The organism is Alkalitalea saponilacus, from assembly GCF_900168165.1.
Taxonomy (GTDB): domain Bacteria; phylum Bacteroidota; class Bacteroidia; order Bacteroidales; family Marinilabiliaceae; genus Natronoflexus; species Natronoflexus saponilacus.
In genome coordinates this window covers 1-12,725 of record NZ_FUYV01000034.1, presented here as the reverse complement: position 1 = coordinate 12,725, position 12,725 = coordinate 1, and the positions used below count along the sequence as shown (strand labels likewise).

At 38.9% G+C, this 12,725-nt stretch carries 9 protein-coding genes; 3 read left to right on the top strand and 6 right to left on the bottom strand.

The annotated features are described in order from the left end of the window. Positions 1–127: 127 nt before the first annotated feature. From B5X70_RS17000 to B5X70_RS16985, 4 genes are all read right to left on the bottom strand, one after another. The gene (locus B5X70_RS17000; RefSeq protein WP_079559108.1) at positions 128–577 is read right to left on the bottom strand and encodes a hypothetical protein; all 450 of its coding nucleotides are present in this window, start codon (positions 575–577) and stop codon (positions 128–130) included. A gap of 4 nt (positions 578–581) precedes the next feature. Continuing rightward, positions 582–878, bottom strand: coding sequence for a hypothetical protein (locus B5X70_RS16995; protein ID WP_079559107.1), 297 nt, complete (start codon positions 876–878; stop codon positions 582–584). A gap of 370 nt (positions 879–1,248) precedes the next feature. Beyond that, on the bottom strand, positions 1,249–3,276 hold the full coding sequence (locus B5X70_RS16990; RefSeq protein ID WP_079559106.1) for a tyrosine-type recombinase/integrase: 2,028 nt from the start codon (positions 3,274–3,276) through the stop codon (positions 1,249–1,251). 311 nt (positions 3,277–3,587) lie between these two features. Then, positions 3,588–5,192 (bottom strand): fumarate hydratase, encoded by a 1,605-nt coding sequence (locus B5X70_RS16985; protein WP_079559105.1) that lies wholly within the window; start codon positions 5,190–5,192, stop codon positions 3,588–3,590. A gap of 657 nt (positions 5,193–5,849) precedes the next feature. Between B5X70_RS16985 and B5X70_RS16980 the strand changes: the two genes are divergently transcribed. Next, on the top strand, positions 5,850–6,458 hold the full coding sequence (locus B5X70_RS16980; protein WP_079559104.1) for a type 1 glutamine amidotransferase domain-containing protein: 609 nt from the start codon (positions 5,850–5,852) through the stop codon (positions 6,456–6,458). A 283-nt stretch (positions 6,459–6,741) separates the two neighbouring features. After that, positions 6,742–7,308 carry a C40 family peptidase gene (locus B5X70_RS16975; protein ID WP_232468330.1) on the top strand — a complete coding sequence of 189 codons (567 nt, stop codon included), beginning with the start codon at positions 6,742–6,744 and terminating at the stop codon, positions 7,306–7,308. Here B5X70_RS16975 and B5X70_RS16970 read toward each other — a convergent pair. Both B5X70_RS16970 and B5X70_RS16965 read right to left on the bottom strand, forming a co-directional pair. Beyond that, the gene (locus tag B5X70_RS16970; RefSeq protein WP_079559103.1) at positions 7,305–9,818 is read right to left on the bottom strand and encodes a TonB-dependent receptor; all 2,514 of its coding nucleotides are present in this window, start codon (positions 9,816–9,818) and stop codon (positions 7,305–7,307) included. The two genes, B5X70_RS16975 and B5X70_RS16970, sit on opposite strands and share 4 nt — an antisense overlap. 241 nt (positions 9,819–10,059) lie before the next feature. After that, positions 10,060–11,304, bottom strand: coding sequence for a hypothetical protein (locus B5X70_RS16965; RefSeq protein ID WP_079559102.1), 1,245 nt, complete (start codon positions 11,302–11,304; stop codon positions 10,060–10,062). Between the two features lie 646 nt (positions 11,305–11,950). Here B5X70_RS16965 and B5X70_RS16960 point away from each other — a divergent pair. Beyond that, on the top strand, positions 11,951–12,725 hold a 775-nt coding region (locus B5X70_RS16960), incomplete at its 3' end, for a fasciclin domain-containing protein (RefSeq protein WP_079559101.1).

The window sequence follows — 12,725 nt, the reverse complement described above, 5'->3', positions numbered from 1 at the left end:
AACGTGTGGCAATATGGCATGAGGCGGAATGCGGGCTACGTCTTTATCTACCGTTACAAAACTTGATGCGGGGCAGAAAGGTTCAAAAAACCACAAAACCCGCCTTTTGCTATATTGCATGTTGTGGTTAGTTAATTTCTAATTCTCTGTCAAAATATGGAATTTCTTTAAAGATTTTCTTCGCCTTAAAAATATCCATATTTGTCACATATAGTCTATATACTCTGTCTCCTGTAAATTTGAAATCAGGAATGTCATTTTGAATTATTTTAACTCCATTATTTTCAAGTTCTGTTTTATAGGAATCAAATTTCTCTAATGACCTTGTAAAGGCAATTATATGCCAATGTTCTTGTCCTAAAATATAATCATGGTAGTACTTTATCGCCTTGTCTTTTTCAGTGGTTGTAAAAGAAGGTTTGCTTTTTTGTCCTCGCTCAATATAGTAAACTTCCCATATCCCATTATGTAATCCTAAACATTCAACATCGTCATTTATAGGTCCGCCTATTCCAACGATATAGAATCTATTGCAGCCAGAGTCAATAAGTTTTTTATATAGCTCTTTTAGCTCCATAACTTTACATAAGAGTTTGTGTTAATTGGCATTTAACCTCGAAACAGTCAAAACAAACAAAATTATGAATCACCATACAATCAGCCAATTCATATTTATCTCCGATTGAATCAATCTGCGCGTAAAAAGTCATTCTTTCACCACAACTATCGCAAGTAGGATAATCCTTCTCCTCGATTCCGTCTGGTTCTCCACCAAGATAATGTCTTGTACCTGCAATATCATTCCATTCGTATCCGACTGCTTTTTTAGCGTTTTCCGTTTCTGGCTGAGTAATCAATTTTATCTTTGGAATTTTCATTTTATCAATCTTTTCGTAGTTGCAAGGTCTCTTTTTTAATTAACCACAACGTCTTTTTATCTGTATTACCGTTAAAAACATCTTGTTTTTTTGGGAGTGGGGTGTAAGTGCTTGATGTAACGATTATATTGTCGATTTGTATATAATTTAATTAGGGTATTTTGAGCTGTTCTTTTAACACTTTTTCAAATATAATTATTTATCAAATATATTGCCCTGTTGTTAGAAATATCTTGTGTGGGGCTAGACACAACTCCGTTTCCCTGAGTCACATTTTCAGGTTGATAGTATGATTGTTAGTGATTCTCAGTTATCAGGTAATCACGTTGTTAATTAATGTTCTGTTGTGATTTTTGATACGGTACTCTGTTTATTTCTTTTTCGGTTTGCTTTTAAAACTGAAACCTGTATTTGTCATCATTCTGTCCAACGGACTTATTACTGTTGTTAATGCATCATTTACAATGTGTGTGTATCTTTCGGTTGTTTTAATGCTGATGTGACCCAACAACTCCTGAACATATCGTATGTCTTTACCGTCTTCAAGCAAATGTGTGGCAAATGAATGTCGTAACATGTGCAAGTTCACTTTCCGTCTGATACCTGCCGCGCGAGCCATGTTTTTTAGAACTTTTGCCATGCTTTCGGCACTGTATTGAATCCCCGGTTCTCGGCTCTCAAATAAGTATGTTTGTGGCTTGTATTCGTGCAGATATGCGGCGTAAAGATCATGTAATTGCTTTGAGAATAAGGAATACCTATCTTTTCGCCCTTTGGAGTCCTTTATAAATATTCGATTCTTTTTCAGATCAATATCGGTAATCTTCAGATTAATTATCTCCTGTCGCCTTAACCCTGCTGTATAACCTATGGCTATCATCAACTTGTGTTTTGGGTTATCAGTGGAGTTTAAAATTGCCGCAATTTCTTCAATGGTGAAATAATCAGGAAGATATTTTCCTCTTCTTGGCCGCATCACCCGTTGGGTTGACAATGATTGTTTGTGAACCCTTTCAAAAAAGAACTTAAATGCGCTTACTAATACATCCTGGTGTGAAGTGGATTTCTCCCTGTGGAGAATCATGTAATCCCTTATCTCTTCATCTGAAATGAATGCAGGATGCCTGTATTCATAGTGCTTAAGGAACCTCATAAATGAACTTAAGTACATTTTTGTGGTTTTTGAGCCGTAGTCTGTATGGCTTAGTATAAGTTGGTATTGCTTTTTGTATATCGCTTCAAGTTTGTGTTTTTCAAATAACCGATAGATTTTTATCCTCATCGAACCCGAATCGTATGGCTTTCCATTTTGCTCAAATAGAAAGTTTTTGGGATTTGATGTTTGGATAATTTCGGCTAGGTGAGTTTTAAAGTATTCAACGGCCTCATTGTCAGATCCGGGAAGTTTGAACTGGTTCGTAAAGATATCACAACAATTTGATGGAATTTCTTTGATCTGCGTTATTGTAAGATTGGCATGATAACATAGAAATAAAAGCATTTTATCCTCAGCAGATTCGATGTTTTGGCAAACATCAACGACCTCCGAGTATGTTAAGTACAGAATTTTCTTTGGAGCAGCTTTTTGCTTTTTAATGGAGAAAAACATTTTTCCTCTTCCTAGGCCGCGTTCATAATAAAACTTTATGGCTGCTATGGTTTGGTTTAGTAGTGTGTCACTTAATTCACCTGATATTCTTTTTGTATATTTAAGTAGCTGTTTAAATGTTAAATGATCAATTTCAATGCCGGTATGATCGGCCAAAAAGTATATGAAACGACTGGTGTAAATCTCCTGAGTGCGTTGACTCATTCGTTTTAAAATCAACGTAGTTTTAAAAAAGCTGAGTATTTTCAATTGCTCGGGAGATAATGAGGCCATAAGTTTTCTTGTGTTGTCATGCGGCTCAATTTCTTCCTTAATGGTTGAAAACTTCAGGTTCTCATCCTTAATAATCCCAGTAACTTTTAGGTACAAATCATTGTCACCTTTAAATATCCATCGTTTCCTTTTTTTATCCCAAAACCCACTGCGTGTATTTAACAACGCTTTGAACAAGGAGGGAGAGTAACCATGAATCACATAAAAGCGTTTGTCAGCTTTGTTGATTATGATTCTCACTTCCTGTTCTGATGATATAATCTGAGGAACTTCCTGATCTGTGATTGGCTCAAAAGATAAATTGAGGTTCTCTATGGAATCGAAATGCGATAGAATTAACTCCTGGTAGTTTTCGTGATACGGAATATGCCAAACTTTCATAGTGCTGCTGTATCTTCTGCCATTGAGTTTTCTGATGGCGTTGTCTACAGGACTGTCTTTGGCATAAATGCTGCATTTTAAAGCAATGCGCTTTTCCTGTCGATGGGTGATTGGATATATGGTTATTTGAGTCATTATTTAGGTTAAGGCATAGGTTGATTTTGATTTACGATCCTAAAATAAATAATAAAAAACAAATTTCAAAAAAAAGTGTTGTAAAGCAGCAAAGCCGCACGTGGTACGTGCGGCTTTGCATCATTAATCTTATTCTAACAGTTCGTTAATCTTCTTTGTTTGCTTAATTATTAAACGTACATGAATTTGCAGTCGTCTTATTATATTAGCTGATAATACGAAGATTGATTGTATCTAATCCCGCTGAGCGGGACTTCGCTGTGCTCAGTATCTTACATCTAATAGTCTAAAAATCTAACGATCTAATATTATTATAGTTCAGCAAAAAAATCATTTCCTTTATCATCAACAATAATAAAAGCCGGAAAATTTTCAACTTTGATTTTACGAACGGCTTCCATGCCTAATTCTTCAAAATCAACTATTTCAACTGATTTAATACTCTCTTTTGCAAGAATGGCAGCAGGTCCACCAATTGATCCCAGGTAAAATCCTCCATGTTTTTTGCAAGCATCTGTTACAGCTTGTGAGCGATTTCCTTTGGCTAACATTATGAGCGATCCACCCATGCTCTGAAACAGGTCAACGTATGAATCCATTCGTCCGGCGGTTGTGGGGCCAAAACTTCCGGATGCCATGCCGGATGGAGTCTTTGCCGGACCGGCATAATATACCGGGTGTTTTTTCATGTAATCAGGCATCGGTTTACCTTCGTCCAGCATCTTCTTTATCTGGGCGTGCGCAATATCCCTGGCTACAATTAGAGTTCCGTTTAGATTGAGTCTGGTTTTTACTGGATGTTTTGAGAGTTCCTTTAAAACATCTTGCATTGGTTGGTCAAGATCTATGTTTACCGGAGGAGCCAATTCGGGAGCTCTTTCGGGAGCATATCGGGAAGGTTGTTTTTCCAGAGCTTCAACAAATATTCCCTCTTCAGTAATTTTTGCCTTAATGTTTCGGTCGGCACTACAGCTAACACCCAAACCAACCGGACATGAAGCGGCGTGACGAGGAAGGCGAATAACACGAACATCGTGAACAAAGTATTTGCCACCAAACTGAGCACCAATGGTACTCTCTTCGCAAATTTTCTGCACTTTGGCCTCCCATTCAAGATCACGGAAGGCTTGTCCGCCTTCGTTGCCCTCTGTTGGAAGGTGATCAAGATATCCGGCCGATGCTTTTTTAACTGTAGCAAGGTTGGCCTCAGCTGATGTCCCACCAATTACCAATGCAAGGTGATAAGGAGGGCATGCAGAAGTTCCCAGGTCCTTGATTTTTTCCTGAATGAATTTTGTCAGTGCTTCTTCGGTAAGGAGCGCTTTGGTTTGCTGATAGAGAAATGTTTTGTTTCCCGATCCTCCACCTTTTGTTATAAACAAGAATTCGTAGCTGTTGCCTTCTTCTGCGTAAAGATCAATTTGAGCCGGAAGGTTGGTGCCGGTGTTTTTCTCTTCGAACATTGAAAAAGGTACCACCTGCGAGTAGCGCAGATTTTTATCTTTATATGTCTCGAATATACCTTTTGATAGTGCTTCAGCATCATTTGAACCGGTCCACACGTTTTCACCTTTTTTGCCAATAACAATGGCCGTTCCCGTATCCTGACAGGTTGGCAATTCTCCTTCGGCAGAAACAACCTGATTCATCAGCATGGTATGAGCCACAAATCGGTCGTTATCCGATGCTTCAGGATCCTTAAGTATATTGGCCAGTTTTTCTAAATGCGTTGGCCTTAGGTAGAATGAAACATCATGTATTGCCTCTCGAGCCAAAATTGTAAGTCCTTTAGGGGCAATTTTTAGAATTTTTCGCCCTTCTACTTCAATTGTGGAGACATGTTCTTTGGTTAAAAGTCGATAAGGTGTTGTATCCTTTGTAATGGGAAACGGTTTTTGATACTTGAAATCAGCCATAAGTATGAGTTTCTATAATTGTATTAGAAAAAGTGCCGCGTAAACGGCACTTGTTAAAATTTCGACGTAAAATTAAAGAATTTTTTCCCGATTACTTAATCCTTTCATTCAAGAAACTACATTTTACATTTTTTTACCATAAAGGGTTGTGAGGGAGAGCGGAAACCTGAACCTGGAATTAGGGTTTGGGAGTTTTGGGTTGATAGTTTAGGGTTGGGGAAATTGATTTGTGCGGTTGTAGTTCCCTTTTTAGGCTACGAATTGAGCGTTCGACTAAGACTTCGGTGTGAACTCAGCCGAACACTCACGCTGAAGTCTCAGCTGAAAGGGGGTAGGGGTAGAGGGAGGGGGATGGTTTATGGTAGAAAGGTGACAGGGTAGACCGGAAACCGGAAACCGGAGCGTACCAATCTATTAACCCTCTGGTAATATTGAATGCCGACTTAGGTGTAAAAATGTTTTAAAAAATATTGTAAAGTATTGCAAGTCAATTAATTTATTGTTAATTTGGTATGAGATTTGATAATTTGTGATTGTGCAAATGCACAACTTATAATACTTTCTTGATTTATTAAACGAGCATGATTCGTGAACGGAAACCAGGATGGATACTTATCATGCAGGTGCTATCCGGCCTAACAATTAAAACATATAAGGATGAAACTGAAAAAGTGTTTTTTGAGTGTTATTTCAGCCGCAATATTGTTTTTTGCAGGCTGTAAAACTGCCGAAGAGAGGGTTGTCGTATTAGAGAAAGAAGATGTTAAGCGTGTTGCTGTTCTTGTTGGTGAAGGATTTCATGATGGAGAAGCCTACATGCCAATGGGGTTTCTTGCCAATCGTGGGATTAAAGTTACCGTAATTGGACCTGAGAGGGGCGAAGTAAAAGCTTACAACAGCGATTTTACCATTAAAATTGAAAAAGCAGTATCAGAGGTTTCTGTTGATGATTTCGACGCGCTGATACTTCCCGGTGGTCATGCACCATCAGTTCTCAGGGACATTGATGAGGTAGTAGCTTTTGCACGCGACTTTTACAAATCCGGAAAGCCAACTGCTGCCATTTGTCATGGTCCTCAGATTTTAATCACTGCAGGAGTTATGGAAGGCAAGAGTTGTACCGCTGTTGGCTCTGTTGAAGATGAATTGGTTGCTGCAGGTGCTAATTTTCTTGACCAATCTGTTGTGGTTGATGGAAATTTGATTACTTCTCGGGTGCCTCGTGATTTGAACGACTTTTCGCGGGCTATTTATGATGCTCTGTAAGAAGTTTGTTGATTTAAAGTGAAAGAGGCTGTCTAAAAAGTAAATTTAAATTTTCCTTATCTTTCAAATCGTAAATTACACGTTAATAATTCACCCCTAGATCCCCCAAGACTTTAAGCCTCCCACTTGGGGGAGGTTTGGAGGGGTGAAAGCAAGGGTGTTTTACAAATTGTAAGTATTGAATATTATTAACAGACTTTTTAGACAGCCTCTTTTTTATTTGTAACCATCCAATAAAATCATTCCAAATTCGTTTACAATTAATAATCAGTATGTAAGATAGATGAAGTTTGTAATGATTTCTCTCAAATACCTTTTTTTAGTAACACTCTTTCTGCATTGTGGGTTGACTTCCTGTTCTCGTCAGGCTTATGGTTCGCATACATATAGTAATATCAATACATCAAGAGAAAGAAGCCAGTTGGATGTTTTTTTGGACGGTGGAGTTGAGAAGCCATTGAGGACTTCTCATACCAATGCCAATGCCATAATTAATTCGACCAGACAATATTTAGGAGTACCACATTGTATGGGAGGGAAAACATCCCGTTGCATGGACTGTTCGGGCTTGTTGGTGGCGGTTTTTGCAGCTCATAACATTCAGCTGCCACACAACTCCCAGGAACAGGCAAGATATGGCAAGATTATTTCGAATATGAATGACCTTAAACGTGGCGATTTGGTCTTCTTTATCCGTTCTTACCGTACCAGTAATTTTATAACTCATTCCGGCATTTATTTAGGAAATGGAGAGTTTATTCACACATCTTCGTCGAACGGTGTGGTGATAACGCCCATGAGTAACCCCTGGTGGAATGAGAAATTTATTTTTGGAACACGGATTTTTTAAAATAATCCGTCAATATCACCATCTATGCCGTTTGGCCCGGTACGTTCCTGTTGCTCTCTAAAGTTTCGGAATCGCCACGTAAAAGAGATCGTAGCTACTTGTGACTCCCGGGTGAAATCTCGTTTTTGATATACATTTCCATCATTGGTTTCGAGTGTAAACCTTCTGCTATTGAATACATCACTAACATTAAGACTGATTGTTCCCTGATTGTTTAGCACATTTCTTCGCAATCCAATATTCATACTGAATACTGGCTTTATTTCTCCCTGTGGAATAACTCTGGGTCCCCAGTAACTGGTGGATAGCTGTGTTCTAAACCATCCCGGAATATTCATGTTGGTAAGTAAATTTAAATTCCATGAATAACTTTCGTTTTTGTACTCACTTCCTTCCAACTGCCCTTCTACCATGGAGTAAAAATAGTTTCCGGTTAGCGTTGCATCAAAATTACTGTTTAAGGTGAAATAATTGATGAGTTCGAAACCTGTGGAATTGGTTGTGGCTGCATTGGTCCAGGTAACCATTGTTCCTTGTTCAAAAGGAACAAACAAACGGGTGATACCGTTTGTGGTGTGCCTGTGAAAGATGCTACCTGTTACCATGTAACGCTCCCAAGCACGGATGTAATTCAATTCATAATTATTGGTGTATGCCGCCTCCAGATAAGGATTTCCTAATCGTAAATTGTAAAAATCCTGTGCATTTAAAAATGGCATCATGGCACCCACACCCGGACGACGTATTCTTCGACTGTAGTTGGCCTGAATATCCTGATTGGGGCTTATTTCATAGCTAAGAAAAATGCTCGGAAAAAGGTCGAAATAATGATTAGTTGTTGAAGTGTCCACAGCCGGGATAAATGTGTCGTCATTGAGGAATCCCGATCTTAGTCCGGACTCCTGAAATGTTTTAATTTCTGAAAGCTCAGCACGAAGTCCTGCCATGTAGCTAAAACGGTTGGTACCGTTTTCATTGTTGTTATTATTGCTTAAGATGAGAAAAGCACCATAAATGTTTTCATCTCTTATAAACTGATTATTTACCGGAATTCCATTTAAAATGCGCTCCTGGTATGGCTCAGATACTTCATGACGCCATCCGAAGCTTTGAGAACGGTCGTCATTTCTTAAAGTAGCTTTTAGGCCGGTTTCCATTTTAAGCGCGCTGCCGATATTTTGTTCGTAGTCGGCTTCAAATACCATCATGCGACTGGTAAGAGGTCTTTCATAAAACTGATCCTCAAACTTTTCCGGGACTTCTGAGATTTCTCCTCCCAAATCGCCAATGAAATAGTTTTGAGTGAAATATTCGATTCTGTCCTGGCTGTCCCATGCCGCAGATGCATTCAGATTCAAAATCTGACCATTGCCGTTGTTGAAGTTGTATCCTGCGCCAAATTCATAGTTTACACGGCTTTGATCTTCCTCCAGCAAACGAGTATACATGCTGTCAAGCATATTTGGTGCCGAAAGATTTCTAATATTATAGATTCTTTCCCTGTCCCGCCCGCGGGCGTTTATCGATGAGTATGCTCTAACAGACGAGTTGTCATTGATCTCATATTCTGTCCCTACACGAACAAGATGTGAGTGATTGAAGTTTTCGGTGTAATAATCTTGATCCACAATGGGAGAGTATCCCGGAAGTGAAGTTTCGCGCCATGTGTCATTTTCTTCCCAAAGTTCCCTGTACTGATATGAGTAGCTGAGGAAATGATTCCATCTGTTTTGACGCATGTTTAGATTTGTACCTGCTGTATATTTGTTTCCAGTTCCCAGTGAAAGATTGAATTGTCCGTTCATTCCCTGGAGGCGTTGTTCACGTAAAATAATGTTGATGATGCCTCCAACACCTTCGGCATCGTATCGGGCCGAAGGATTTGTAATGAGTTCAACTTCTTTTATAGCATTAGCGGGAAATTGTTCCAGTATGGACTCTGTATCATCGGATGAGAGATTTGTAGGGCGCCCGTTAATATAAATCAGTATATTGCCACTGCCTCGCATGGAAATGCTTCCTTCCTCGTCAACCTGGATAGATGGTAATGTTTCAAGTAACTGAACGGCTGTTCCTCCTTCTGCAATGGTAATATTTTCCACGTTATAGATTCGGCGATCGGCTTCGCTTCTAAAGAGAGCTGCTGCAGCTGTAATCTGGACTTCGCCCAATTCGGTAACGGCAGGTGCAAGGTTAATTTCGCCTAAACGATTGGTGCCGGAAGATACCTCGATTGTTTGATATAATTCTTCGTAACCTATGTAACTTAAACGTAATATGAGTTCGCCTGAGTTTGATGTTTGAATCTCAAATCGACCTCGGGCATCGGAGAGTCCTCCTGTAATAAGCGAGCTGTCGGATGGTTGCATTAAGGCTGCCTGGGCAAATTCTACCGCAGAACCTGCTTGTGCATCCTTAATGTAACCGATAACCCGGTTTTGAGAGAATATAGTTATTTGGTTAAAGAGTAAGAATGATATAAATAATACAGTTGCTCTTTTCAAATCCATCGCTATTGTGTTTTAATTAATCCCTGATATATAATGTTTTATTATAAGGGTATACTTAAAAGACACATAGCATAAACAAATGGTTTAACTATATAAGTAAACGAGAATTCAATTTTACGTCTTTTTAGTCTGTAAGATTTTGAAATACAGTAGTTATGCGAGTGCTGTTAATGCTTGTTAATGTTTTTGCAGGATTGTTGTGATTTGAGATTGTTACAAGACGTTTGCTTTAGCAAACGTTCTAAAAATAGTAACCAATATTGATGTTGAAACGTCTGTTCCATGATAAATCTTTTACAGGTATCGGTATCCCTTCTTCATCCAGATGACCGGCACCCAGCCCTGTTCCGAAATAATCGGTTAGCCATGGTTGGTTTTTTCCAAAAGCCCAATCCACATAAGTGTATATGTTTCCTGCTGTAATAAGAAATCCGGGAACCATCATTACTGTGTTTTGGAAATTATATCGATTGCCGTTTACGTTTAAACTACCATTTTTATTCATAAGGGAGTAGTTGAAATAGGGTTGTATGTTGCTGATTGGCCCCCATTCAACATCTTTGCTATATGCCAGGCCCGCAGTAAAGATATTGCCTTTTGCGGCAACTCCGTCACCGTAGTATGGGTCGCCATAGGCACCCATTTGAACACGTTTAAGCAAGTTCCCTTCGTCATCTCTGGCTTTGTAATGGTAGTTTGTATATTGGATTTTTAGATTAAAATTGTTGAAGTCTGAGTTGATGTGAGCAGCAAATGCATGACCATATTCGATATCTTGTAATACAGAATTGTACAATCCCTGAATTTGACCGGAAATTCCAATTTCTGTTGCTTCAAATAACATATATCCCAATCGGAGATTGTATTGATTCATCTCACGCAGGTGCGCCGTGGAGCCAAATTCTGAAAGAACACCATCCTCATCAGGGATTACATTATAGGAATATGTTCCTGCTCCCGGGCCTCCAAAACTGGCTTCTCCATACGCAGGCCCGGCAGGTTCTGACTGACGAAAGTAAGCTGCCATCAGATTCAATCGACTGTTTATATTATAGTCTATTTTTACTCCCATATTGTAATCATCTTCCAGGCCAATATAGTAGGGTATTAGAAACCACCAACTATGGGAGTTATAGGTTAAATTCCCGAAAGGAACCTGTGTCACTCCCAATTGCATATTAAAATCGTCCGTGAAATTGTAGCCGATAAACCCATGGTGAATAAAGTGTGTATTGAAAGTTGGGTAAAACCGGTATTCAAAATCCAGAACAAGGTCGCTGTATCTTGCAGCGATGTTTAAACGCCATGTGTCTAATGTTGCACTGGTTGATTCTGCTATTTTTTGACCTTCATAGTTTTGGCTTATGATATTAAACCGAACAGCCCCTCCTATATCTAGATAATCATCAGTTGAATCAGGATTGTCGGCTAATGAAATAACAGATAGCAGGCTAAGTAGAACCAAAAGGATGGAAAGTTTTTTCATAGCTTATAAATTCGTTTTGCTTTATATCGTCGATGCTTTCTCTGTGCGAAATTAATCTCAGGTCTATATTGAGTTCCAACTTTTATACAATAAAATCATGCGAATCTATTTGGACGATGACATCATATTTTATTAGTCGCTTAACTTTTTGTTCTTGTTTGTTTGCTGTTAATGAGCAGTTATCCGGTACAAATTGCTTTTTGTTTATTCGAAATAAATGAGTTAAATAATTGCCTCCAACTAGGTTGAGAGAATGTCCTAAAGGTTATTTTAACTACACCAATCTTCGATTTATACTTATGTATGTTTCTTAGTATATGCATATTTTTTGGTTGTAACGCTATGCCTCATTTACCATTTCCTGGATGAACTTGTGTGAAAAAATCTCAAATTGCTTTTTTCAGTGCACTCAAATATATGTCTGTTAACGAAGAATTGCAATTTTTTTAATTCAGGCATTGTGGTACGGGTATAGAGTAAATGTAGTATGGTATAACAAAAAAGATCTGAGAATATGCATCAATAAAACCTCCTAATGTCAAATTTGTAAGCTGTAAAACGTTAAAAACGAAAATTTAACAGTTTTGCAAGAACAAATTTATAGTCTTTGTGTTTATAGTTTATTGTTCATCAAAAAATAATAAACATGAAACACATTAACAACTTTTTTAGAAAGAGAGTTCTAAAACTATCCGGGATAGTTTTAGCATTTTTTATGTCATTCCAAATGACATACGCAGAACTTCCGGCAACGGTCGTTGACATCATTACAGGTAGTGACGTTCACACCACATTGGCCACCGCTGTTACTGAAGCAGGTTTGGTAGAAACACTGCAGGGAGAAGGTCCTTTCACTGTGTTTGCACCAACCGACGCAGCATTTGATGCATTGGAAGAGGGTTTGTTAGCCGACTTGCTTGCCGATCCAACAGGAGCTTTAACCAACATTCTACTCTATCATGTAGCCGGCGGAAAAGTATTCTCCGATGATTTGAGCGATGGAATGACTATTACTACCGTTCAGGGACAACGAGCAAAAATCAGTATAACCGATGATGGCGTATTCATCAATGATGCTCACGTAGTTCTTGCCAACCTTGAAGCCGACAATGGTGTGGTTCATGTCATTGATGCAGTCATCACACCCGGTCCAGCCACAGTTGTTGACATCGTAGTAGGCAGTGATGTTCACACCACATTGGCCACAGCCGTAACAGCAGCAGGATTGGTAGAAACACTGCAGGGAGAAGGTCCATTCACTGTATTTGCACCAACCGATGCAGCATTTGATGCATTAGAAGAGGGTTTGTTAGCCGACTTGCTTGCCGATCCAACTGGAGCTTTAACTGATATTCTTCTCTATCATGTAGTGGGAGCAAAAGCTTTCTCAACTGATTTGAGTGACGGTCAGGAAATACAAA